The following is a 23,730-nucleotide window of genomic DNA, read 5'->3' as shown; positions in this document are numbered from 1 at the left end:
GCGACATCTAACAACTAAAGTAGAGCTTTGCTCGATAATGCCAACTAAAACGCTTATTCTTTCCAATCTAGCGATCGCAGTGGTCGGTGGGATTGGCAGTGAAGCAGTTGCCAGTCCCCAACCAACTCCCGTAGCGCCTTTGACTTTTCCTAACCAAACGGGCGATCGCAACGATAGACCGCTCGCAATTTCCCAATGGTTAGATAAGAGAAAAACAGATGCTCGGGCAACCTTTCAATGGTCTGATTTTTCCAGCTCGCCGAGTCCATCCTTTCCCGCTAAGCCAGAACCATCGGTCGTTTTTGCCATCTCCCCCTTCCCTGAGACTTTTCCCATTTTAGCTAATTCCAGTGGCGATGTCATCGCACAGAATTATCTCCCGTCTCTCCCACAAAGGACTGTTGAATCTAGTGAAAACGACTCCCCTAGGGCAAGCGAAACGGATAGTCCTCTGACTCGGATCTCGCCGATGCAACCGACAGCAGAGCATTTAAGTCAAGGAGAGTTCGTCTTCAATTTTCGCAATCGCCTCTACTTTCTTCCTGAGTATGTAAAGAGTGGGTTATTAGACGCAGATACTGGAGCCTATCCCAATCTTGGTTTTAGTTGGGGCATTACCGACAACACAGAACTGACCTTTGAATACCAAAGGGTAGATAGCGCTTCTCCAGCTCGTCAGGGCGATTTTATTGCCATCCTAGATTCAGACGAAGAATTGTCGCTAGATCTCAAGCAACAATTTTGGGAAAATTCATCCGGTACGCTAGCTCTAAGCGGCGTTCTTTCCCTCTCTTGGGGCAATAGAGATTTTATTTTTTCCTCTCTCCAAGACAGCAGACTCGTCGAGAAGAGAGATACCGAAGATTTAGTCGTCGGTCTTCAGTTTCCCTTTACCGCTACGATTGACGATCGCCTGCGCTTTACCATTTCCCCAACGCTAGCTTTTTTCCCAGGGGAAAACGCCATGTTCTACAGTCGTCCTCCAATCGACGACCCAGGTTCTTTTGGCACGACTTTGGGTTTTACGGGAGCAGTTTCCTATCGCTTCGGTTCTCGGATAATTCTTTGGGGAGATGCCTTCATTCCCGTCGCTGGCAACAACAGCATTAGCCGAGAGTCTGGCAAACCAGACCAAGCCATAGCTTATAATGTCGGCTTGCGCTACCTGGTTAATCCTCGCATCGGTCTCGATGTTTTTGTCTCCAATGCCCAAGGCAGCGTCGGTTCTCTCTCCCTGACCGCAGATCGAGACTTGATGGCTTTGGGCGCGGCGCTCGTCTTTATGCCCGACTTCATCGGTGCCAACCGCCGCTATGCCGACAGTTTCGGACAATCCAATCCGGAAGCCGATACGCGTATTACTACCGATGGATTGGGGTTTTTCGATGGGGGAACTTTGCCGAGCGGAAAATTCTTGTTCAACTTACAAGGAGGCAGTCAGGGCATTCTCACTTCGTTGCGTTATGGTCTGCTCAAAGATTTAGAAGTGGGCGTGTATCTGGATTACGTTTTTGGCGAGGTAGATGAGTCGGAACAGGGATTTAGCGGTAAAGTTCGGCTGCTCAATCAGGCAGATGGCGCTCCTTTTACGGTGAGTTTAGCCGGAACCTATGGCTTGACCAATCAGCCGTTCGCCAATTTCCGCGCCAACGATCGCAATGAATTTGACAATCTCGGTTTATCAAAAGAGGTTCCCCTAATTTTCCAAGGAGACAGCGGCGCAGAAAGTCAACTCTATCTCGTCACCCTCTCACTGCCCCTCCACTACCAGTTCGATGGCGGCGCTGCCGTTTGGTTTACTCCCGTTTGGGGTTATGCCCAGCGACTGGGCACCGAAATTGCGGGTTTTACTCTAGGAGGTTCGCTCCCGCTTTCCCGCGATTTTAGTTTTATTGGTGAAATCGGAGCTAATTTTGTCAATCCTGGCAATGCCTTCCTGGGCGACGAACGAAAAAATGTCATTCCTTGGTCTGTTGGCATTAGGTGGGATCCGTCAGCTTTGCTCGGACTTGAGCCAAATAAGAATGGCAATAGCCCCAAATTAGAGCTATATTTAACAAACTGCGTTGGGTCTTCTAGCTGGCATCAACTGAGGGTGCGCGACCAAGACGAGCTAGGGGTAGGAGTCGGTTTATCAATTCCTTTTTCGTTTTAGGCGATCGCAACTGATGACTATTTCGCCAGTCGATATCCTCATTCTCTCCAACGGACCGGGAGAAATCGCCACCTGGGTGCGTCCCGTCGTCAGGGCGCTACGAGAGCAATTGGGCGACGAGCGATCGCAACTTAGAATATCGGTGGTGCTATCTCCCTGTTCCAATGCCACCGGAAAAGAAGCCGCGCTCGTTCGCAGCTATCCTGAAGTCGATCGCGTCCAACCGCCAGAGCATTTTTTTCCTTTTTTACTGTGGGGGAAAACCCACGAAAATTGGGATTGGCGAAAATCTGGAGCCGTCATCTTCCTCGGCGGCGACCAAGCTTTTGCAGCCATTATTGGCAAGCGTCTGGGCTATCGCACCGTCGTCTACGCCGAATGGGAGGTGCGTTGGTATCGCTGGATCGATCGCTTCTGCGTCAGACAGCCTTCAATGCTTTCCCAAGTTCCGCCCCAATATCGTCATAAATTGACAGTAGTCGGCGATTTAATGGCAGACGTAGTAGAAGGCAGAAGGCAGAAGGCAGAATCCGGAAGTCTAAACTCGGAAGTAAATTTCTTCGGAGTCCCCCACTCCCCACACTCCCCCCCTCCCCTTACCATCGGTCTTCTTCCCGGTTCTAAAGCAGCCAAACTCTCTCAGGGAGTGCCGTTGTGTCTGGCGATCGCGCAACAGATCTCCGCCCAACGCCCGCAAACCCGCTTCATTCTTCCCGTTGCTCCCACGCTGGATTTACCGACACTCGCCACCTATGCCGATCCCAGCAGCAATCTCATCCTTAACAAACTAGGAGGCGTTAGCGCCCAATTGCTAATGCCTTCTCCCGACTCGTCTGAAAACCCAGTTCTCAAAACCTCTGCCGGGGTGCCAATCGAGCTGATAACTCAGTTCCCCGCCCATGATTTTCTCTGTCAGTGCTGCCTAGTTCTGACCACCGTGGGAGCCAATACCGCCGAACTGGGCGCGTTAGGTATTCCCATGCTCGTTCTGCTGCCGACGCAACAGCTAGATGCAATGCGCAGTTGGGATGGAATTCCTGGGATGCTGGCGAATTTGCCCCTATTGGGATCTGCGTTCGCCAAGGCAATTAATTGGCTCGTTTTGAAACGGGGTCGTCTCTTTGCTTGGCCTAATAAATGGGCGGAAGAAGAGATCGTGCCCGAATTAGTGGGCGAATTGCAAGCGGCAGAGGTAGCTCGGCTGGTGTTCGATTATTTAGACAATCCAGAGAGGCTGGAGCGAATGCGCGATCGCCTGCTGATGGTACGCGGTCAGTCGGGAGCCTCGCGTCGGATCGCCACGATCGTCGCTAGAATATTAAACTGCTAGAAAAAAGCTGCTAAATAAAGCCTATAATATGTAAACTTGTTTGCATAGAACTTTAATTTTTAATTTAGCTTTGATATGATTCAAAGCAAAAATCGGATCGAATTGCCATGTCTATCCAACAGGATTCTCTCAAACGAGCAAGATCTCTCATCAAAATAACTTTATTAACTTACTTCATATTTCCTTGCTATCAAACTTTAGGAGCCTCTCTCTCTTTTGGGTTCAAGAGTTCATTATTATTTGGCTCGTTATTAAAAGTTGAAAATTCTCTTGAAGGCGATCGGGAGACTTGGGAATCGATGGTAGAAGAAATCGTCAATCTTACTACTCAAGTTGACCAGGTGGATTTAATCATTGATAATTTTTATGCTTCTAATCGCTCCCAAGACAACGAAGCCCAAAAATCTTTATCAGTAAGCTCTCTTATTGAAGCATTTAGACAACTGAACTTAGAGGGAACTAAATCGACCAGCCAGCCAGCTAGCGTTCCTATACTGCCCCAAGTCAAATACGCCGATATCGATAAGGGAATTTATGCTTTTGAGTCATCATCGCAGCTTCAAAAAAGACCGACTGATTCGGTCTTTTTTAATGCCAATAATCAAACGGCTTTCCCCAAGCCTTTGGGAAGTCAAGTACTCTCAATAAGACAGCTAAGTATGCCAATGCTCGATTCGGAACTCGCCCTAATGCCGAAAAACGACCTCTCTGCTTCTCTAGAACAGATGAATGTAAATCCTGCTGTTGCCGACGTTGCTAAAACCATCAACAGTTTCGGCGCAATTAATGTCAATAATGGTTTTCGCATGCTTCCTAGAGAAAGTGTCCTGACTTCTCGGCAATTTAACTATAATTTTCTCAAAACCAGCACTTTTTTGGGCAACGATCTAAAATCGCTCCCCGCTCTCAAAACAGAAATCCAACAAAAGGTTAACGAACAGGCGCAAAAACAATACGAACAACAACAAGAACGCCAAAGACTGTATCGGGAAAAATTTCTTGAAGAACAAGAGCGGCAAAGGCAGAAGTTACTAGAACAAATGAAGCAACGAAAGGAGCAGCAAGAGAAACAGATCGAGCAACAGCTCGAACGACAGCGAAAACTGCAACAATTGTATCAACAACAGCTCGAACAACAGCTACAAGAGTACCAAAAAATGCGAGAGCAGTTATGATAAACACAACCTTGACTTGCGATCGCAAGAGCGAAGAAAAAAGATTGGCAACAAGCGATCGCGCCTAAAACTGCTAACACGGTATAGACAGATGCTAATATACCTCAAGCAAAAAACTTGAGTTGCTCGCACGAGCTAGTAGTAGAGTCATGTCATGGTAAATACACATTTTCTTAGCTGTAGCAGTTCGCTCGCTTTTTCTTCGATCGTAGCTTTGGCAATTGCAGTGCCTATCCAGGCTCAAGTTCCCCCTCAGCAGACAGAACAAGGTCAAGGCGATCTTCGTCCTTTAGCTCAGCCAAATAGTCTCCTCAGTTTTCAAGGCGCACAGCGCTTAATGAATGAAGCCAATCAAGCCATCGGCTCGGAGCAATACGAGGTAGCAGTCAACAAGCTACAACAAGCTCGGAAAATTTTTAATCAATTGTCTAATTTTCATTTACAGCTCGCTAATAGTTTTTCGGGAATTGATAGCCAAGTTTACGAAGCGCAAAGAAGTAGCGCCCTCAAAAGCGGACAAATGCGCGACGAAGCCACCTATCAGCTTGCCCTGGTTCATCGGGCGCAAAATCAACCAGAACTCTCCGTTCCCCTCCTAATACAAGTCATCCGTTCTCAAAATCCGACTAGCGACTTGGGGAAGAAAGCTTACCAACAACTTTACGAACTGGGGTTTGTCGAATCGCCCTTCTCCCCCTCAACCCGTACCGCGCCTAAACCACAACAAGGCAGTCCCCAGCAAGACAATCCCCTACCAGGTAATCCACAAAGGAATTAAAATACTGTTGATTTATCCTCGATAGTATTAGTTAAGTCAAATAAACTAAATTAAGTTGTTGTGTCGAAATTAAGATGGTTAGTCTTAAACAAGTTGAAGAAATGATTCAGGCTAAATTGCCCGGCGCTCAGGTATTTGTTAGAGATTTGACTGGCGGCGGCGACCATTTGGAAGCGGTAGTCGTGTCTGCCGAGTTTGAAGGCAAAACGCGCGTCAAACAGCATCAGCTAGTCTATAGCGCCTTGCAAGAAGCAATGGCATCAGAGGCAATTCACGCGCTCGCTTTAAAAACTTACACTCCCCAAGCATGGCAAGCTGAGGGTCAACCCGTCTGAGTTAAAATTTAAGGAGTATTGCTTGACAAAAATCTCCTAGTTCTCCTAAAGCAATCATTTTTGTCTCGTCGTCTGTTTGTAGTCTTTTGAGCAGAAAACTCTATTACGGTCTATGACACCAGAACTCAAAGAGCGGATCGAACAAATCGTCAATAGCCACAAAATCGTCGTGTTTATGAAAGGCTCGAAATTGATGCCTCAATGTGGCTTTTCTAACAACGTCGTGCAGATTCTCAACGTCTTGGGCGTTCCCTACGAAACTGTAGATGTTTTGCAAGATGCCGATCTTCGTCAAGGCATCAAAGAGTATTCTAATTGGCCGACCATTCCCCAAATTTATATCAATGGGGAGTTTATTGGCGGCTCGGATATCGCGATCGAGCTTTATCAAAGTGGCGAATTGCAACAAATGGTTGAGGTCGCTTTAGCTTCCTAAGAAAACCAGCCTTTGGGGTGGGCTTTCTCTGCCTACCCTAATAATAATCGGTTTCTGGTTCGGGAAGCGGTAGCTCGAAGTTCGAGGGGTCGTAAAAATATCGAAAAGCATCCTCTTCTAGTCGATGAATTTGATAGGGTTCGAGAACGTTTGTATGGCGCAGACAAGCAAAGTAACCCTCCAAATATAGGCGGATTTCGTCATAGCGATAACCTCGGTTCCACAAATCCACCATGGAATCGGTGAGTTTTTGATAGTAGCGGATGGTTTGGGGATCTTGAAGCATGAACTAGAGCGGGAGGATTGCAATAAAGTGGACGGAAACACATCGAGTTCGCTCGCGCCGAGAGAATGGCAAGAGAGCGATCGCGTACCCGACAAATCAATAAACGATTGGGTTATGTTACTTTTATTGTACCTGTCCGAGTCTCGAAAAGTCTTGTATCGAACCTTACCAACGCTAGATTGTAGGGATTTGTTGATATAAGAGAGTGTAACCTCAAAGCAAGATTATAGAAATAACCTATGCCTGATTTTTTATTGGAAGTCGGAGTTGAAGAATTACCAGCAGATTTTGTCGATACAGCGATAGAGCAGTGGCAGGAGAGAATTCCCAAAAAGCTAGAGGAGCAATTTTTAAACTCAGAGGAGATCGCGCTTTACGGAACTCCTCGCCGTCTGGCAATATTGATTAAAGGACTTCCAACCAAACAAGGCGATCGCGAAGAAGAAATCAAAGGACCTCCCGCAACAGCCGCTTTTAAGGATGGAAAACCGACCAAAGCCGCCGAAGGCTTTGCCAACAAACAAGGGGTGGACGTAAAAGACCTCTTCGTCAAACCAACCGACAAGGGAGATTTTGTCTTCGTACAGAAAAAAATTCCCGGACGGACAACCGCCGAAATTTTACAAGAACTCGCACCTCAATGGATTACAAGCTTGGAAGGAAGGCGTTTTATGCGCTGGGGCGATGGCGATTTGCGCTTTCCCAGACCGATTCGCTGGCTGGTAGCTTTATTGGATAAAGAGATTTTACCGATCGAATTAACAAACGGTTCGACGGTTATCAAAAGCGATCGCGTCTCCCAAGGACACCGCATCTTACACCCCGAACCCGTTACCATTCTTCAAGCTTCAGATTACCCAAAATGCTTGCGTTCTGCTTATGTCGAAGTCGATCCAGCCGTCCGTCGCAGTAAAATTCAGCAGCAAGTCGAAACTGCCGCGCAGCAGATAGGCGGTAAGGCATATATCCCAAGCGATTTATTAAACGAAGTGACCAATCTGGTAGAGTATCCCACCGCCGTAGTCGGGAAATTTGACGCTGAATTTTTAAATCTGCCTGCCGAAGTGATTTCGACAGTTATGGTCGCTCATCAGCGTTATTTCCCAGTTGCTTCAAACAATCCCAATAACTCTCTTCTGCCCAATTTTATTACCATCTCCAACGGCGACCCAGCCAAATCCGAGATTATTGCGGCGGGAAACGAACGAGTGATTCGAGCTAGATTAGCCGACGCGCAGTTTTTCTATCAAGCTGATTGCGACGAACCGCTCGAAAGCTACTTACCCGAACTCGCCAACGTCACCTTCCAGGACGAGTTGGGCACGATGCGCGACAAAGTAGACCGAATTATCGAAATTGCCCAGCAGATTGCCGAACAGCTAGATCTCACCCCGCAACAGCGCAGCGAGATTGAAAGTACGGCTACCCTGTGTAAAGCGGATCTAGTGACGCAAATGGTCTACGAATTCCCGGAATTGCAAGGGATTATGGGACAAAAATATGCCCTCGTCAGCGGGGAGTCGGAAAGCGTTGCCCAGGGAATTTTCGAGCATTATTTACCGCGAACCGCAGAAGACAGAATGCCAGAATCCCTGACTGGACAGGTGGTTGGCATCGCCGATCGCCTCGATACGCTAGTGAGTATTTTTGGTTTGGGAATGCTCCCGACGGGTTCATCCGATCCCTTTGCCTTGCGTCGTGCGGCAAATGCAGCGATCAATATTATTTGGCACGCGCAGTTGCCGCTCGATCTGGCACAATTGCTCGAACAAGGTGCAGCCGATTTTGTCACGGCGCATCCCGATAAGAAATCTCCTCTCGCACCTTTGCAAGCGTTTTTTATTCAGCGCATCCACACGTTACTCGAAGACGACTTAAAGATCGATTATGATTTGGTGAATGCAGTCTTAGGAGAAGACGATCCAGAGTATACGGAAAGGGCATTGAGAGATTTGTTAGATGTGCGCGATCGCGCTCAATTCCTCCAATCGATTCGTCAAAATGGTTTGCTCGATGCCATCTACGAAACCGTCAACCGTTCCGCGCGTCTAGCTGTCAAAGGCGATTTGGACAAGCAACAACTCGATCCGGCGGCAGTCGTGCGTCCAGAATTATTTGAGAAGCCTTCGGAACAAGCGTTTTACGATGCCCTAGTCCAATTAGTTCCGCAAACCAAAGCCGCACAAGCCGATCGCAATTATCAATTGCTAGTCGATGCTTTGGCAAAAATTGCCCCGACGGTTAGCAACTTTTTCGACGGCCCCGAAAGCGTGTTGGTGATGGACGAAAACCCAGAAATTAGGCAAAATCGGCTTAATTTGTTGGGGTTGCTTCGCAATCACGCTCGCGTTTTGGCGGATTTCGGCGCGATCGTCAAATCATAAAACGGCAACGCGCGGTTTCTGTTTTTACGGTTTTGCCGAGTTTAACTTCGCCAGTTTTATAGCGGTTTTTGCGATCGGAGGGATAGAAATAAAACAATAGACCTCCTGCAAAAGTGTTACGCGATCGCATAATTGGAGTGGGAAAGAAGTTCATAATTATAAATGCCAGCAATCAAATTAAATCTCAACCCAAACCGTCTTCTTCGGTTGCGATATCGACTTGAAAGAATTCTGAATATTTTTAGACTGCGATGAATATTTTCAATTACAATCCTTTCACTTGCTAACTTACGATTAAACTTCTTTTGCTCTAGACTTAACTGTTGATTGCGCTTTTTTTGTTGGGAATTCTACTGTTGGGATGAAGTTTCTGAATTCCTTGATATCCTTTATCAGCCAAACATTCTATCTGTTGTTCGATTCCTATTTTACTATTTTTCCAAATCTTAAAATCATGACTTTTTCCCTTCTCATGAGCAATACAAAGAATTTGTCTCGTTTTTGCGTCAGCTAAAACTTGCGATTTTATCGTGTGACACTTTTGCCGACCACTGTAGTAAGCTTTTTGTTTTTTTCGGTCTTTCTATTTCATGTTCTGCTACATCTACTACGACAATTTCAATTTCTGTATTTTGGGGTTGAACAGCTTTTTTCCCAGGCAGATTGAAAAGTCCCGATTTCATTAAAATATCTTCTACTTTTCTGGTGATTCGTAAAGCCGTTGTCTCGTTTATTCCCCAGCTAGTTCCGATATGAAAATAGGTGCGATACTCTCGCCAATATTCAAGAGTCATTAAGATTTGGTCTTCTGCGCTTAATTTATTTGGTCGTCCTGTTTTTTTTGTAAGACTTTTTCGGCTTCTAGAACTTTTACCATCTCTTTAAACGTCTCTGGATATACTCCACAAAGCCGTTTAAACTCTGTCGGTTTTAAATTTTTACTTGAGAGTAAGTCATAACTCGAATTGTAATTTGGTTTTATTTTACCTAACTTACTCTGACTTTTGCTGGAGGTCTAATAAACAACTCTTTTTTCGCGATCGCTATTTTTAGCCCGTTGGGAATAGCAAATTTTATCTATACTTCTACTTCTCCCGCAATTTTTCAAAATCCATTTTCGCTACTTGGCATCCGCTTTGTGTATTACTATTGAAGAGTTGCTCGAACGTTACCTCGATCGAGAGGAAAATTCACCGAAGTTGCTTTGTAAACTCTATTTCAAGACTGGTATCAAAGCAGACACGGCAATTAGTGCAACTCGTGCAAAAATTATTCAGGTTAACTTTACGGTTGCCTTAAATTTACTGAATAAATCAAGGCGGATATGGACTATAAGCAGGAGTTAATCACAACTATTCACGATTTTGGATGCGACTTGGAACTCCTGGAAGAAAAATTGATTCGACTCAGCGAACAGGCTCCAACAGCAGTCGTCATCCCAGCGCTTTACGAAGAATTAGAAAGACCTGCGCTAGCTAGCATTAGAGACCACCTCGGTCAGTGTGCTTTTGTTAAAAAAGTAGTGGTCTGCTTGTATGCTAATACGATCGCCCAATATGCAAAAGCAGTAGAGTTTTTTGACTCATTGCCGCAACCGACGGCAGTCATTTGGGAGAATGGAGAGCGGGTAACTCGCATTCTGGAAACTTTAGGCGATCGCGCTTTAGACTTATCTAGTTTTAAAGGGAAAGGTCGCGCCGTGTGGCTGGGATTGGGCGTAGCCACCCTAGAAGCAGAAGCGATCGCCCTCCACGATGCAGATATCATTACCTACGAGCGTTCCTATCCGCTCAAACTTCTCTATCCCCTTCTCGAAAAAGAATTTGGCATTGCCTTCAATAAAGCCTATTACGCTCGGATCGGCAGCGAATCTCGCCAGCTCAACGGTCGAGTAATGCGTCTTTTTGTCACGCCCTTGCTAACAGCCTTAACCGAACTTCTTGGGTATCAGAATTATCTGCGCTATCTCAATGCCTTTCGCTATCCCCTGTCGGGAGAGTTTGCCATGAACGGCGATCTGGCGCTTAATATTCGCATTCCGAGCAACTGGGGTTTAGAAGTTGGCTTGTTGGCAGAGGTTTATCGCAACGTTGCCCAGAAACGCATTGCCCAGATAGATCTGGGCGTTTTCGACCATAAGCATCAGACGGTCGGCAGTTCGACGCAAGAAGGATTGCAAAAAATGTGTCGGGATATCCTTCGTTCCCTCTTGCGCACCCTGACAGAAACCGAGCAAGTCGTACTGACGAGAGAACACCTCCATTCCTTGCGCATTAAATTCCGTCGGCAAGCTCAAGACTATACGCGCCAGTACTTTGTCGATGCGCGGGTCAATAACCTGGAATTCGGTCGCCACCAAGAAGAAGTGACTACCGAATTGTTCGAGGAGGTCATTGCCGAAGCCGGAGAAGACTATTTCTCCAATCCTGCTGGGGCGCAGATTCCCGATTGGACGAGAGCGCTTGCCGTAATGCCCAACCTGCGCGAGCAACTGCGCGATGCGGCGCTAACCGATGCAGCAGAAGCTAAGGCGCTAAGGGTCGTACATAATGAGGCGGTCAGTCCGGTTTGATTTCCGTCGAAGTCAACCCCTTTGGGAAATTCAACACTGGGAGCATCCCATTTTGGCAAATTTATCATCGGTAGTGCGAGCATCTTGCTCGCTAAAGCAGGTTCGCGATCGAGACATGAGGTGCTCCGCACCCACTTTCTACACTCCCCTCTCTCATCATCTTCCGCAAACATTTAGGTAATCGATATAACTTTTTGGCGATCGCATCTGCTTTGTCTTGCGAGAGACTAGAGAGGTGTTGAGAATCGCGATAGATTGATGAACTTTTATCTAGGTTGTGCGGTTTGGTCGTACAAAGGATGGATAGGAAACTTTTACCCGCCAAAAACTCAGTCTAAAAACTTTCTGCGCCTCTATAGCCAGCGCTTGACGACGGTTGAGGGAAATACAACATTCTATGCCGTACCTGAAGCCACTGCCATAGAACGTTGGGCGACTGAAACTCCGGCTAGTTTCAAATTTTGTCTTAAACTTCCCAGAGAGATTACGCACAATGGCTTACTCATGCCCTCGCTTGGAGGCGCGATCGCGTTTTTGGAGCGAATTAGCAACTTAGGCGAGCGCACCGGATCTGTTTTTCTCCAATTACCTCCCAGTTACAGTCCCGACTTGCTAGAAGATTTGAACGCTTTTCTCAAATCTCTAGTTAAGGAAACCAAAGCTTTAGCTGTAGAAGTCCGCCATCTCGATTGGTTTGAAGACTCCCATGCTAATCAATTAAACAATCTTCTCGAAAAATTGGGGGTGGGAAGAGTGTTGCTAGATACTCGTCCGATCTACGATTGTCCCGACGATCCGCAGCTTGCTTCCGAGAGGCGCAAACCCAAAGTGCCCTTGCAACCTTGCCTGACGGCAAATTTTAGTTTAGTTCGCTTCATCAGCCACCCGCAACAAGAGTATAACCAATCCTTTCTTCAAGAATGGGTAACGCAAGTCGATCGCTGGTTGCGTCAAGGCACAGAAATCTATTTCTTCGTACATTGTCCGCTAGAGGAGCGATCGCCTTTCACTGCGCGTTATTTTCAGCAACTGCTCGAACGGCAAGGCGTAAACATTCCTCCCTTGCCATGGGATTGCTTAGAATCCTCTCCCGTACAGCTTAGCCTGTTTTAGAGATGTCTACTCAGATAGATCGGTTTGCCGATCGTCCGGTTGAGTCATTTGGTCATTTGGATGTGCCGTTCTCTTGGCGATCGCGCCTGCGAAGTTGGGTTTTACTATCGCTCAACACCAACCTAAGATAAGTCAACGATTTCAAGAGTTTTGTCAGTCAACCAAGGTAAAGTAGAGAAGTATAAAAGTTATCATTTCTTGCTATAACAAGGGAGCGAAGTCCCTACTTCTTGCACCATGCTGATTAAGACCGAGCAAATGCCTGAGAGACGATATCCCAAAGTTCCGATCGAGCGGCGAGTCGCTGCTTTTTTAATCGATTTTGTTGCGGTTTGGCTGTTGAGTTCCTTCTTTCCCGATATCATACAGTGGTTCGTGTTCCTAGTCGGCTGGTTTGTCGTGCGGGTTTTAGTCGTCGAAAAAAATAAAGGTCAAAGTCTCGGTCGCTATGCGCTGGATATGAAAGTCATCGATCCGCGTTTTAACAAAATTCCCGGACTGCTAGCCTTGGCAAAACGGGAAGGAATTGTTGGCTTGGCTGCGATGCTGGCGGTGTATGGCTTAGAAATTAATTTTGTCAATGGATTGTCGATGCTATTGCTAGTCTCTCCTCTGCTGGCTGACTGTGGCGTGGCTTTTGCCGATGAAGAACTCAACCAAGCTTTTCACGACAGAATTGCCGGAACCATCGTCATCCAAACGCGCCGAGGTTTATCGCTCGATCTTCGCCTGAAAAAGCTTTATTTTAACTTGAAGCGCAACTTTCAGAAACGATAATTTACTGAGATGAAACATTCAATTGCCGTACTGCCGCCGCCGATTGTATTAGAGGGACTGTTGCAAAGCTGGTTGTTGGAAGATATTGGTAGGGGCGATCGCGCGACGCAAGGAATCTTCCCGCAAACGGCTACAGCAGGAAAGGCAGAATGGATTGCTAAAGAAGCCGGCATAATTGCAGGATTGCCAGTCGCCGCCAGAGTATTTCAGTTACTCGATCGCCAGGTAAATTTCGTTCCCCTAGTGGCAGAAGGCCAAGCAGTTAAACCCGCAGAGGTAATTGCTCGCATCGAAGGCGCGACGGATGCTTTACTGATGGGGGAAAGAGTAGCGCTCAATTTAGCCATGCGTCTCAGTGGCATTGCCACGCTAACCCGACAGTATGCAGACGCGATCGCGGATTTACCGACTCAGTTAGTCGATACGCGCAAAACAACGCCAGGATTGAGAATTTTGGAAAAGTATGCCACCCAAGTCGGCGGCGCTGCCAATCACCGCATGGGATTAGACGATGCGGTTATGATTAAGGACAATCATATCGCAGCGGCTGGAGGTATTAGAGAAGCGATCGCGGCAGTTCGCAAAACGATGCCTTATCCTTTAACAATCGAAGTAGAGACAACCAGCATCGCTGAAGTTGAAGCTGCTCTCGCAGGCGGCGTGGATATTATCATGTTGGATAACATGACGATCGAGGAGATGAAGCAAGCGGTACAGTCGATCCGCGCACGAAATGACAAGGTAAAGATCGAGGCATCTGGAAATATTACTTTAAATAATATTCGCGGGGTGGCAGAAACCAGGGTAGATTATATCTCCAGCAGCGCTCCCATTACTCGTTCTACTTGGTTAGATTTAAGTATGAAAATGGGAGCGAGTTGAGAATTAGTTTGAACTTTGAACTTTGAACTTTGAACTAATTATGACGCGCGTTTGCGATCGACAATTGCTTGCCGAAACCCCAGCACGACCAAAATATTAGAAATAGTTAACAAAGATTCCGCACTGCCGTGCAACCAATCCACATTGGCTAAAACCTTGCCATAGTGAATTTTGGCATAAATTCCTGCTGGAATGGTAACGCCGACAAAAACCAACAGAGCATAAAATCCAATTAAAGCCAAACGCGGGGTTTGTTTAGAACGAGTCAGAAACCACAAAAATCCTAGATAAGGAAAGAGGGAAAGGGCAAATAACGTATCTTTTGAGAGCATCACAGGAATTTTTTTTCGACTACTATTGTTAACTATTCTTGCTGCGATCGCCCCCCACTAGCAGAACGCCAAATCCACCAAGCCGCGGCGCACAGAGTGCAATTGCCTACCACGGTCATTGAAGCTTGTAGCGTTACTAGCCATTCTAACGAACTGGCATTATCGAAGAAATGCCAAGTACAAGCACACATGGCACTGAGCAAAGCAGGTAACATTGCCCAGGATAATCCCCACCAGTATCGATTGCCAGTTACTTCTCCATAAATCCAGACGAGCCAAATAGCGGCAACCCACTCAATAACGCTAGAAACGTGAATAACCCAAGTCGGAATTGAAAGTGCATGCATAGGTTTTGCCAATGAGAAAGAATTTTCTTCTGTCGAGCTTATCTCATTTGGCGTTGTCCTACCAAGGAAACAATTAGCATTACCAGCCAGCTTGACAGTCAAAGACTATGTTAGGAAGCTATATCTAGTAATGCTAATCTGTCCACTGTTGTTCCCTAACCATTTGCATTCTCATTGAATGGGATAATGAAAACAACCTAAGTTTAGGCTCTTAAAAATAAACTGATAAATTTTTCAGGACAAAGTTCTCCAAGCAGCGATCTCAATAAGTTTGAGGCGATTGCGACTGGCGGCAAAATCAATAAAAAAACTATTTTAATTTAGGAAAACACACTCTTATTTTCCTTATCTTCGGAAAACTGGAATGGGAACTATCTGTGAAGAATCGGTTATCTTAAAAAAACCGTCTACCTAATGAGCTGTTAGTCTAAATTCATGCAACTCCTTGTCTTAAGTAACGGTCACGGAGAAGACGCGATCGCCATCCGCATTATAGAACAATTGCAGCGCCATCCCAGAGCGCCCAAAATAACGGCATTTCCTCTAGTGGGAACTGGATACGCCTATTCCCAGCTTAATATTCCCACGATCGGGCAGGTAAAGCAGATGCCTTCTGGAGGATTTATCTACATGGATGGGCGACAGCTATGGCGAGACGTTCGAGGCGGATTATTGCAGTTGACGCTAGCGCAATTCAAGACCGTCCGCAGATGGGCAAAAATCGGCGGAAAAATTTTAGCGGTGGGCGATATTGTGCCTCTACTATTTGCATGGTCGAGCGGTGCCGAATATGCTTTTGTCGGAACGGCGAAATCCGAGTATTATCTTCGCGATGAAGACGGTTGGTTGCCTCCAACCTCTGGATTAGAACGTTGGTTGGGAGCGGTATATCTTCCCTGGGAGCGCTGGTTAATGAGCCGTCGCCGCTGCAAGGCAGTATTTCCCAGAGATACACTAACCACTCAAATTTTACAACAATGGTCGATCCCTGCTTTCGATCTGGGCAATCCCATGATAGATGGACTTGAAGTTGAAGCCTGCGATCGCGCTCCTATACATTTGTGCGGCATCAACTCGTCCCACGAGGGATGGGTCAGTCGATCTACTTGGAGCTGGCAAAATAGCGGCTCGCCAGCCAAAAGTCAGAAGGATTCGCTCGTCATTCTCCTGCTCCCCGGATCGAGAATGCCAGAAGCACAAAGAAATTGGCAAACGATTTTGACCGCCATAGCGGGTGTCATCGCTGTCTTCGATCGCCGTCCTATTTTATTTTTAGGCGCGATCGCGCCCGCTTTGTCCCTCGAACCTTTTCAAAAGCCTCTCATCGAGCGCGGTTGGAATTTTCGCCCGATTTCCGATGCTAATGCTTCAGCGTTTACGCTAGGTAGTACAACCTTAATCCTATCTCAAAATGCCTATGCAGAGTGTTTGTCGGCGGCTGACTTAGCGATCGCGATGGCGGGAACGGCAACGGAACAGTTTGTCGGCTTGGGTAAACCTGCTATTATCATTCCTGGCGAGGGACCGCAATTTACCTATGCATTTGCTGAAGCTCAAACTCGTCTTTTAGGGTGTTCTGCTATCCTGGTAGAACAACCCGAACACGTTGTCAGTGAGATTCAATCCTTACTCGACGATGCCGATCGCTGGCAGCAAATTAACCAAAATGGACGGCGACGGATGGGAAGTCCCGGCGCTGCTGCTCGTATTGCTAATTGTCTGATGGAAAAATTTATGGTCAATAGTTAGTGGTTTATAGAAAAGCCTCAAATTTCTCAAACTGTTGAGCTTGTTTTAGCAATCGTTCCTTAACGCGATCGCAAACTAACTCGCATAACTCAAAGATTGCTGGATCGGCAATTTCATAATAAACGCTAACTCCATTTTGTCGGCGCGACAAAAATCCAGCTTGCGTCAATACTTTTAAGTGCTTCGATAAATTTGCCTGTCCCAAACCAGTCGCTTCAGCAATTTCTGTGACATTCATAGTTCCCGATTGCCTCAGCACATCTAAAATTGCCAGACGACTCACTTCTGAGAGGACTTTGAAATATTCTGCCACTGGGGCTAGCAGTTCGGGAGATGTCTTAGAAGAAGTCTTTGCCATAGAGAGCGATCGTCGCTTTCAAAAATCGATTAAATAACTAAGTAGTTATTTTTATTTTAGGCGAAAATACTTCCTCGATGCAGCGATCGATCGCGTTTTAATGAAAAGAAAGCACCTCAGAAATTGGCTTCATCTGGGCAGTCGAGGGAAAAACCCGTGCGGCTTCGGGACTGACTGAAAGCTGGACTCGCATCCCGATCGGTAGTTGGGTGTCGATCGCGGTACGAGCGTGCAATCTTTTGCCAGAAGCAGTTTCTAGACAGTAGCGGTACTCTCGACCTAAAAATTGGCGATCGCAGATTTTTATCGTCGAGGTCTCATCTGGCTTGAGGATAATATCCTCTTGAGCGATCGTCAACTCGCCCGTATCTAATCCCCTCAATTCGCTTGCACTCGGTATTTCCCAGGCTCCAATTTCTGTTTGCCAAGTATTTCCCTGGCGCTTGGCTGGAAGAACATTTGCCTGCTTGACAAATTCTGCCACAAACAGCGAAGCCGGGCGAGTATAAATTTCTTCTGGCGTACCTAACTGTTCTAGTTTGCCTTGGCGCATTACCCCAATTTTATCGGAAATGGAAAGGGCTTCTTCTTGGTCGTGCGTGACGAAAATAGCTGAAGTTCCTGCTGCTTTGAGGATGTGGCGGATCTCGTGGCGGAGGTACTGTCGCACTTGCACGTCCAAATTGCTCAGAGGCTCGTCTAATAGGATCAAAGCGGGTTGGGGCGCTAAAGCCCTGGCTAAGGCAACGCGCTGTTGTTGGCCGCCCGATAGTTCGTGGGGATAGCGTTTTTCTAATCCAGTCAGTCCTACCAGTAAAAGAACCTCAGCAATGCGTTGTTCGATCTGGGCTTTGGAGAGACGAGCGCACTTCCTTTGCAACCCAAAAGCAATGTTTTCTGCAATGGTTAGATGAGGGAACAAAGCATAGTCTTGAAACACCATGCCAGTATTTCTCGACTCTGGCGGCACCCAACATCCTTTGCCCGCAACCGTGCGTCCGGCAAGAGCGATCGCGCCGCTTGAAGGTTGCTCGAAGCCAGCGATAATCCGCAATAGCGTCGTTTTTCCGCAGCCAGAAGGACCGAGCAATCCTAATACATCTCCTTGCTCTAGAGTTAAACTGACGTTATCTACCGCAGGGGTGGAATGAGCTGAAAACTGTTTGGTGACGTTTTTGAGATCGAGGATAGTTGGTTGTTCCATCAGGGATATACTTAAGCGATACTCAGGGCTAGAAAATCTGAAAAAAGCGGGCAGTGAATGCCTGTCTCAATTCCGAATCCACATAGAAATCTTTCTAATAACTCACTATTCCTTATATAACATTAAACAGCCTTCTAAATAAGAAATTTTCTCAAAAATCAATGATGTGGGAAACCGCTCGAAAACCAGCCGCCTTCGCCAGCAACGTTGATAGGATTCTCGTTCCTCAAGGAACGGAATATAGAGCAATTTGTCGAGGTTTGCAATCGATCGATTCGCAGAAACCTTTAGGATTGCCTATTCCCATAGGTGTGAATGCTTTAACGCCCTATTTAGAAAAATGGCAACAAACTAAAGACTTTCTTAATAAGCCGCCGGCTCGCATCTTGCTAATGGGATTGTGTGGCAGCTTGTCGCCCCAATATAGCGTAGGAGATCTCGTCATTTATCAAGCCTGTGGTTATAGGAGCGAGAAGCTTTTATGGCGAGAGTGCGATTTTTATCTGACTAAATTGCTTGGCGATCGCCTGCAAGGAAAAGCAACCTTAGTCAAGGGGTTGACAAGCGATCGCGTTATTTGGTCTGCCCAAGAAAAATCTTATCTAGGTCGAATCTGCCAAGCTGACGTAGTAGACATGGAAGGCTATGCAGCCTTAGAGATTCTTGCTCGCGCGGGGATCGCTCTAGCCATAATCCGAGTCATCAGCGACGACTGCCAGCAAGATTTACCCAATATTATGCCAGCAATAGGGTCTGATGGCTCGTTACAGCCTTTTCCTTTAGCCATGAAGATGTTGCAAAACCCCGTCGCGGCTATTCGACTCATTCAAGGTTCTCTGCGAGGACTAAAAGTATTGCAGCAAGTCACCAGTGACTTGTTTTCTGAGGAGTTAGGATAGAGCGATCGCGCTTCAGTCAAAACAGATAATAACGACTGGCAAGGCTTCATAACGATTGGGAGTGTCAGTAAAGCTTCTAGAGAGAGAAAATAGAAACAGAAATGTTATCTCACTCACTCGCTAACAAAATCTCATGACTAAACGAGCGCTCTTGCTAGTTAACCGTTATGCTCGCAAGGGTCAAAAAAGCCTGGCTAAAGCAGTCGAAATTCTACATGACCTAGATTTTGAACTAATTACCGTGCCGATTAAAAATCCTCAGCAACTTCCTGAGCTAGTCCACAAACATAAAAATGCGATCGATTTAGTCATCGTTGGTGGAGGGGACGGCACCTTAAATGCGGTTGTCGATAGCTTGGTAGAAACCAAACTCCCATTAGGCATTCTCCCGCTAGGAACGGCTAACGATTTAGCGCGTACTCTCTCAATTCCGCCGTCTATTCCAGAAGCTTGTCGGGCGATCGCATCTGGTAACCTCAAGTATATTGACCTGGGTTGGGTCAACGGCAAACATTTCTTTAACGTAGCGAGTTTGGGATTGAGCGTAAAAATCACCAAGAAACTCTCGAAAGGAGCAAAACGCCGCTTGGGAATTCTCGCTTATGGGTATACCGCCTTGCAAGTCCTCAGTCAAACTCGTCCCTTTCGAGCAGAAATTCGCGTCAATGGCGAGTCGATTAGAATTAAAACCATTCAGATTGCAGTCGGCAACGGGCGCTATTATGGAGGTGGCATGGCGATCGCCAAAGATGCCGCGATCGACGATCGCCGCTTGGATTTGTATAGTTTAGAAATAGAGCGTTGGTGGCAAATTTTTCCACTAATATGGACTTTACCTAGCGGCGATTACGAGAATCTGCCGTGGGTGCGATCGCTTGAAGCAGAAGAAATTGAGATCTATACGCGCAAACCCGAAGAGATCAACACAGATGGGGAATTGACCGTTTCGACTCCGGCTAAGTTTCGCGCGATCCCCAAAGCTTTAGCCGTATTTACGGCAGCAGAAACCTCGTATTCCAAAACGACCCCTAGAAAGGATTAAAATAAAAAAACACCCTAAACTTTTAGGAAAGTATGGAAATTTCAGAACTCAAACGAGAAATAGAAACCGTTGGTTCGCGCCTGGGGAAAACCCAGGACTATCTTTGACCTTCCCGCACTCAAAGCTAAGATTCAAGATTTAGAACAATTGGCCGCTCAACCGGATTTTTGGGATAGTCAAGAGAAAGCACAAACAACGCTTCAGGAACTCAACGATCTCAAATCCAGCTTAGAGCAATACCAACAATGGCAAACTCAACTAGAAGATACTAAAGCCATTGCCGAACTGCTAGAATTAGAAGCCGACGAAACCCTCGCAATAGAAGCCAAAAACAATCTCATTCACCTCCAACAAGAACTCGATCGTTGGGAACTACAGCAGCTTTTATCGGGTGAATATGACGCAAAAGGAGCCATCCTAACTATTAATGCCGGGGCTGGTGGAACTGATGCCCAGGATTGGGCAGAAATGTTGCTGCGCATGTATACCCGTTGGGGAGAAAAACAAGGCTATAAAGTTCGCGTGAGTGACATTTCCGAAGGCGATGAAGCGGGGATCAAGTCCGCTACCCTCGAATTTGAGGGACGCTACGCCTACGGCTACCTCAAAGGCGAAAAAGGCACTCACCGACTGGTTCGTATTTCTCCTTTCAATGCCAACGGCAAGCGACAAACCAGCTTTGCCGGCGTGGAAGTGATGCCAATTTTAGGGGAGGAAGCGGTTAAAGTAGAGATCCCCGAAAAAGATCTGGAAATCACCACTTCTCGTGCTGGTGGGAAGGGCGGACAAAACGTTAATAAAGTAGAAACTGCCGTTCGCATCGCCCACATCCCCACGGGGATCGCCGTTCGCTGTACCCAAGAGCGATCCCAACTCCAAAATAAAGAAAAAGCCCTCGCCCTTCTCAAGGCGAAATTGTTGGTAATCCTTCAAGAACAGCGGGCAAAAGAAATCGCAGAAATCCGAGGCGATATGGTAGAAGCCGCTTGGGGCAACCAAATTCGTAACTATGTCTTCCATCCCTATCAAATGGTCAAAGACCTGCGAACCAATGTAGAAACTAACAACGTGACTGCCGTTATGGATGGGGATCTCAATCCCTTTATCGAAGCCTATTTGCGTCAATCCACGCTAGGAGAACAAAGCTAATTGTGGGGTAGTCTATATCTAGAGTAGGAGCATCTCGAACGCAAACGAGATGCTCTGAGCGCATTAGGGTAAGTAGATAGACAGAATTAATAACACATTTCAGGGGTGAATTTAATTTTGCCTAGATACTTACGATATGGCATAAAGTAGGGCAACCCAAAAACCACCTACCCTAAGAGAGAAACAAATATAGACGAACTGGGAATACTATAAAAAAAGAGATTGCTTGATTTTTAGCAATAAACTGTTACATTAAATGCAGCGATCGAACTAATAACTCTAGTAACTTTCTTAAATCCAAAATCCTATGAGTGATTCCTCTACATCTACTCAAACGTCAGAAGCACCAACTCTCAAAACAGCTCAAACCGAACCAGAACCCAGTTACGTCAAACTCGCTATGCGTAACATGGTACGCAAAAAAGGAATTTCATTGAAACACTTTTTCCTGACTACCGTCGGTTTACTAGCTTTTCTGATCGGCATGTCCTACTTAACTCGCTAATCTCTTCTTTAGAGTGTCAGTAATTTAGTTAATTTTTACTACTGATAACTGTACGGGCGGGTTTGGTCTGTAGTTATGTAACAAGGCGCTCATTTTCACAATTAACCCGCCTCTACCGATTGCTGATAACTGATATGGCATCTTCTCTCAAATCCCCTGTAGCAGTTGACGTAAATTTGCAGGATGTTTTTTTCGAGCAATCATCCGCAGCTTGCCCGATTTCCCCAGACACTTGGACGAATTGGTTTCAAACTTGGCTAGAAGTCATGCGTCCCGAACTTCCAGAGGCAGATATCTACGAACTATCGCTTCGTCTAACCACAGATGCAGAAATCCAGGCGCTCAATGCTCAGTATCGCCAGCAAGATCGACCTACAGATGTATTGGCATTTGCGAGTTTAGAAGTAAACTTTCCTAAACTGCCAGCAGAATTTTCCGAATTAGAGCCTTTGTACCTTGGAGATATTATTATTTCAATCGAAACTGCCGAACGACAGGCAGAGCAACAAGGACATTCCTTAAGTGTAGAACTTGCCTGGTTAGCCTCTCATGGGTTTCTCCATCTGTTGGGTTGGGATCATCCCGATGAAGATAGTCTTGCCAACATGCTCTCCCAGCAGCAAACGCTATTGAAAATAATCGGGATTTTGTCTTAGTGCTGATAAGCTAATAATTTTAATAGAACGAAATCTAAAGAAAATCTTATCTTTTGAAAACGAACGGTCTCTATGAAAGCAAATAATTTACAAATGACTCAATCGACCAACGCCAAAGCACTTGACTCGATCTATTTTCCCGTTCCCATTAAGGAGAAGCAAATGATTAAATCTCCCTTCTTGGGTGGCTATAACTTAAAAACTTCTTCGCTGCGAGAACTCGCTTGGCAAGTTGCCCCGAATCTCCTGATTAGCTTTCGATACGCTTGGGCAGGAGTTAGCTACGCCTTTGTCACTCAGCGGAACTTTCGCATTCATACTGCGATCGCGACGATAGCTATAAGTCTGGGGCTTATTTTGAGGATTACACCAGTAGAAATGGCAATCGTGACTTTAACCAGCGCCTTGGTAATGGTACTAGAACTATTAAACACCGCTCTCGAATCCGTCGTCGATCTGACGGTCGGTCAATCATATCACGAGCTTGCTAAAATTGCTAAAGACTGCGCGGCTGGCGCGGTTCTCATTTCTGCTCTGGCGGCTTTGTTAGTAGCCAGTTTTATCCTACTGCCGCCGCTATTTAGCCTAATTTTGCAGCTCGGCACGTTCTAAGTAAAAACAGAAAGGCAGATCGGCATTGATTCTTGTTATTGATAACTACGATAGTTTTACCTACAACTTAGTACAATATTTGGGAGAACTGGGCGAAGAACTGCCAGTCGCTTCAGATATTCAAGTTTATCGCAACGATCGCATTGACATCGAGACCATCCGTCAGCTTCAACCCGATGGGATCCTCATCTCTCCAGGTCCAGGCTATCCCAAGGATGCAGGAATTTCCCTAGCGGTAATCGAACAACTCGGCGCAACCGTACCAATATTAGGCGTTTGCTTGGGACACCAAAGCATCGGTCAAGTCTTTGGAGGAAAAATCGTTCCCGCTCCCGTTTTAATGCACGGCAAAACGTCGGAGATTCACCATCAAAACGTCGGCGTTTTTCAAGGATTAGACAATCCGTTTCAGGCTACTCGCTATCACAGTTTAGTCGTCGATCGCGAAACGATGCCAGAGGTGCTAGAAATTACAGCGTGGGTTGAAGATGGAACGGTTATGGGTCTGCGCCACCGAAACTATCCCCACATTCAAGGCGTTCAATTCCATCCAGAAAGCATTTTGACCAGATCGGGCAAACAACTGTTGCGAAATTTCCTCAAATCGCTAGATTAAGTATTTGTTACTGATAAGATGCAAGATGCGATCTTCTA

General features: G+C 46.3%; 26 protein-coding genes and 1 pseudogene. 20 read left to right on the top strand and 7 right to left on the bottom strand.

Annotation, left to right across the window (positions count from 1 at the left end; genetic code table 11):
- The first annotated feature begins 37 nt into the window (after positions 1 to 37).
- The 6 genes from PLE7327_RS07240 (at position 38) to grxD (ending at position 6,209) form a co-directional block, all read left to right on the top strand.
- Complete coding sequence (locus PLE7327_RS07240; protein WP_015143202.1) at positions 38 to 2,155, top strand: hypothetical protein; 2,118 nt, start codon at positions 38 to 40, stop codon at positions 2,153 to 2,155.
- 13 nt (positions 2,156 to 2,168) lie between these two features.
- Entirely contained in the window at positions 2,169 to 3,485 is a 1,317-nt protein-coding gene (locus tag PLE7327_RS07235; protein WP_015143201.1) for a hypothetical protein, read from the top strand.
- A 107-nt stretch (positions 3,486 to 3,592) separates the two neighbouring features.
- Positions 3,593 to 4,660 carry a hypothetical protein gene (locus PLE7327_RS07230; protein ID WP_015143200.1) on the top strand — a complete coding sequence of 356 codons (1,068 nt, stop codon included), beginning with the start codon at positions 3,593 to 3,595 and terminating at the stop codon, positions 4,658 to 4,660.
- A gap of 154 nt (positions 4,661 to 4,814) precedes the next feature.
- A complete protein-coding gene (locus PLE7327_RS07225; protein WP_015143199.1) occupies positions 4,815 to 5,438 on the top strand; it encodes a hypothetical protein in 624 nt (207 codons plus the stop codon).
- A gap of 74 nt (positions 5,439 to 5,512) precedes the next feature.
- Positions 5,513 to 5,773: a BolA family protein gene (locus tag PLE7327_RS07220; RefSeq protein WP_015143198.1), complete on the top strand. Its 261-nt coding sequence runs from the start codon at positions 5,513 to 5,515 to the stop codon at positions 5,771 to 5,773.
- Positions 5,774 to 5,885: 112 nt separating this feature from the next.
- Positions 5,886 to 6,209 (top strand): Grx4 family monothiol glutaredoxin, encoded by a 324-nt coding sequence (gene grxD, locus PLE7327_RS07215; RefSeq protein ID WP_015143197.1) that lies wholly within the window; start codon positions 5,886 to 5,888, stop codon positions 6,207 to 6,209.
- A gap of 37 nt (positions 6,210 to 6,246) precedes the next feature.
- Here the strand turns inward: grxD and PLE7327_RS07210 are convergent, their stop codons facing one another.
- Positions 6,247 to 6,495 (bottom strand): DUF6761 family protein, encoded by a 249-nt coding sequence (locus PLE7327_RS07210; RefSeq protein ID WP_015143196.1) that lies wholly within the window; start codon positions 6,493 to 6,495, stop codon positions 6,247 to 6,249.
- Positions 6,496 to 6,734: 239 nt separating this feature from the next.
- On the opposite strand from PLE7327_RS07210, the gene glyS reads away from it, so the two are divergent.
- On the top strand, positions 6,735 to 8,879 hold the full coding sequence (glyS, locus tag PLE7327_RS07205; RefSeq protein ID WP_015143195.1) for a glycine--tRNA ligase subunit beta: 2,145 nt from the start codon (positions 6,735 to 6,737) through the stop codon (positions 8,877 to 8,879).
- On the opposite strand, the gene PLE7327_RS24770 is transcribed toward glyS, so the two are convergent.
- Together PLE7327_RS24770 and PLE7327_RS23215 are read right to left on the bottom strand one after the other, a co-directional pair.
- Positions 8,869 to 9,033, bottom strand: a complete 165-nt coding sequence (locus PLE7327_RS24770) for a hypothetical protein (protein WP_015143194.1) — start codon at positions 9,031 to 9,033, stop codon at positions 8,869 to 8,871. The genes glyS and PLE7327_RS24770 overlap by 11 nt on opposite strands.
- Positions 8,996 to 9,861, bottom strand: a pseudogene (locus tag PLE7327_RS23215) (IS5 family transposase). The gene PLE7327_RS24770 and the pseudogene PLE7327_RS23215 overlap by 38 nt, the downstream one beginning before the upstream one ends.
- Before the next feature lie 342 nt (positions 9,862 to 10,203).
- On the opposite strand from PLE7327_RS23215, the gene PLE7327_RS07195 reads away from it, so the two are divergent.
- The 5 genes from PLE7327_RS07195 (at position 10,204) to nadC (ending at position 14,223) form a co-directional block, all read left to right on the top strand.
- On the top strand, positions 10,204 to 11,451 hold the full coding sequence (locus tag PLE7327_RS07195; RefSeq protein ID WP_015143193.1) for a hypothetical protein: 1,248 nt from the start codon (positions 10,204 to 10,206) through the stop codon (positions 11,449 to 11,451).
- 258 nt (positions 11,452 to 11,709) lie between these two features.
- Positions 11,710 to 12,564 carry a DUF72 domain-containing protein gene (locus tag PLE7327_RS07190; RefSeq protein WP_015143191.1) on the top strand — a complete coding sequence of 285 codons (855 nt, stop codon included), beginning with the start codon at positions 11,710 to 11,712 and terminating at the stop codon, positions 12,562 to 12,564.
- A 2-nt stretch (positions 12,565 to 12,566) separates the two neighbouring features.
- Complete coding sequence (locus PLE7327_RS26130; RefSeq protein WP_256377720.1) at positions 12,567 to 12,695, top strand: hypothetical protein; 129 nt, start codon at positions 12,567 to 12,569, stop codon at positions 12,693 to 12,695.
- Positions 12,696 to 12,822: 127 nt separating this feature from the next.
- A complete protein-coding gene (locus PLE7327_RS07185; protein ID WP_254658112.1) occupies positions 12,823 to 13,341 on the top strand; it encodes an RDD family protein in 519 nt (172 codons plus the stop codon).
- A gap of 9 nt (positions 13,342 to 13,350) precedes the next feature.
- Positions 13,351 to 14,223, top strand: a complete 873-nt coding sequence (nadC, locus tag PLE7327_RS07180) for a carboxylating nicotinate-nucleotide diphosphorylase (RefSeq protein WP_015143189.1) — start codon at positions 13,351 to 13,353, stop codon at positions 14,221 to 14,223.
- 38 nt (positions 14,224 to 14,261) lie between these two features.
- On the opposite strand, the gene PLE7327_RS07175 is transcribed toward nadC, so the two are convergent.
- Both PLE7327_RS07175 and PLE7327_RS07170 read right to left on the bottom strand, forming a co-directional pair.
- Complete coding sequence (locus tag PLE7327_RS07175) at positions 14,262 to 14,555, bottom strand: DUF3593 domain-containing protein (protein ID WP_015143188.1); 294 nt, start codon at positions 14,553 to 14,555, stop codon at positions 14,262 to 14,264.
- Positions 14,556 to 14,587: 32 nt separating this feature from the next.
- Positions 14,588 to 14,902, bottom strand: a complete 315-nt coding sequence (locus PLE7327_RS07170) for a DUF2499 domain-containing protein (RefSeq protein WP_015143187.1) — start codon at positions 14,900 to 14,902, stop codon at positions 14,588 to 14,590.
- 435 nt (positions 14,903 to 15,337) lie between these two features.
- On the opposite strand from PLE7327_RS07170, the gene PLE7327_RS07165 reads away from it, so the two are divergent.
- Entirely contained in the window at positions 15,338 to 16,651 is a 1,314-nt protein-coding gene (locus PLE7327_RS07165; RefSeq protein WP_015143186.1) for a lipid-A-disaccharide synthase-related protein, read from the top strand.
- Positions 16,652 to 16,655: 4 nt separating this feature from the next.
- Here the strand turns inward: PLE7327_RS07165 and PLE7327_RS07160 are convergent, their stop codons facing one another.
- Both PLE7327_RS07160 and PLE7327_RS07155 read right to left on the bottom strand, forming a co-directional pair.
- Complete coding sequence (locus tag PLE7327_RS07160; protein ID WP_015143185.1) at positions 16,656 to 17,009, bottom strand: helix-turn-helix transcriptional regulator; 354 nt, start codon at positions 17,007 to 17,009, stop codon at positions 16,656 to 16,658.
- Positions 17,010 to 17,106: 97 nt separating this feature from the next.
- Positions 17,107 to 18,213, bottom strand: coding sequence for an ABC transporter ATP-binding protein (locus tag PLE7327_RS07155; protein WP_015143184.1), 1,107 nt, complete (start codon positions 18,211 to 18,213; stop codon positions 17,107 to 17,109).
- A gap of 161 nt (positions 18,214 to 18,374) precedes the next feature.
- Between PLE7327_RS07155 and PLE7327_RS07150 the strand changes: the two genes are divergently transcribed.
- The 7 genes from PLE7327_RS07150 to PLE7327_RS07120 all read left to right on the top strand — a co-directional run bounded on the left by PLE7327_RS07150 (position 18,375) and on the right by PLE7327_RS07120 (position 23,692).
- A complete protein-coding gene (locus tag PLE7327_RS07150) occupies positions 18,375 to 19,112 on the top strand; it encodes a nucleoside phosphorylase (protein WP_015143183.1) in 738 nt (245 codons plus the stop codon).
- 133 nt (positions 19,113 to 19,245) lie between these two features.
- On the top strand, positions 19,246 to 20,154 hold the full coding sequence (locus tag PLE7327_RS07145) for a lipid kinase (protein ID WP_015143182.1): 909 nt from the start codon (positions 19,246 to 19,248) through the stop codon (positions 20,152 to 20,154).
- 32 nt (positions 20,155 to 20,186) lie between these two features.
- Positions 20,187 to 21,303, top strand: a protein-coding gene (prfB, locus tag PLE7327_RS07140; protein ID WP_144266094.1) for a peptide chain release factor 2 whose coding sequence is annotated in 2 segments (ribosomal slippage) — positions 20,187 to 20,258 and positions 20,260 to 21,303 — 1,116 coding nt in all. Because the reading frame shifts where the segments join, the coding sequence is not laid out codon by codon here.
- A gap of 307 nt (positions 21,304 to 21,610) precedes the next feature.
- Positions 21,611 to 21,808: a DUF3285 domain-containing protein gene (locus PLE7327_RS07135; RefSeq protein WP_015143181.1), complete on the top strand. Its 198-nt coding sequence runs from the start codon at positions 21,611 to 21,613 to the stop codon at positions 21,806 to 21,808.
- 134 nt (positions 21,809 to 21,942) lie between these two features.
- Positions 21,943 to 22,464, top strand: coding sequence for an rRNA maturation RNase YbeY (gene ybeY / locus PLE7327_RS07130; protein ID WP_015143180.1), 522 nt, complete (start codon positions 21,943 to 21,945; stop codon positions 22,462 to 22,464).
- A gap of 162 nt (positions 22,465 to 22,626) precedes the next feature.
- The gene (locus tag PLE7327_RS07125) at positions 22,627 to 23,076 is read left to right on the top strand and encodes a diacylglycerol kinase family protein (protein ID WP_217523406.1); all 450 of its coding nucleotides are present in this window, start codon (positions 22,627 to 22,629) and stop codon (positions 23,074 to 23,076) included.
- A 25-nt stretch (positions 23,077 to 23,101) separates the two neighbouring features.
- Positions 23,102 to 23,692 (top strand): aminodeoxychorismate/anthranilate synthase component II, encoded by a 591-nt coding sequence (locus PLE7327_RS07120; protein ID WP_015143178.1) that lies wholly within the window; start codon positions 23,102 to 23,104, stop codon positions 23,690 to 23,692.
- Positions 23,693 to 23,730: the final 38 nt, after the last annotated feature.

The organism is Pleurocapsa sp. PCC 7327, from assembly GCF_000317025.1.
Classification (GTDB): Bacteria; Cyanobacteriota; Cyanobacteriia; order Cyanobacteriales; family Microcystaceae; genus Hydrococcus.
This window is presented reverse-complemented; position numbering and strand designations above follow the sequence as displayed.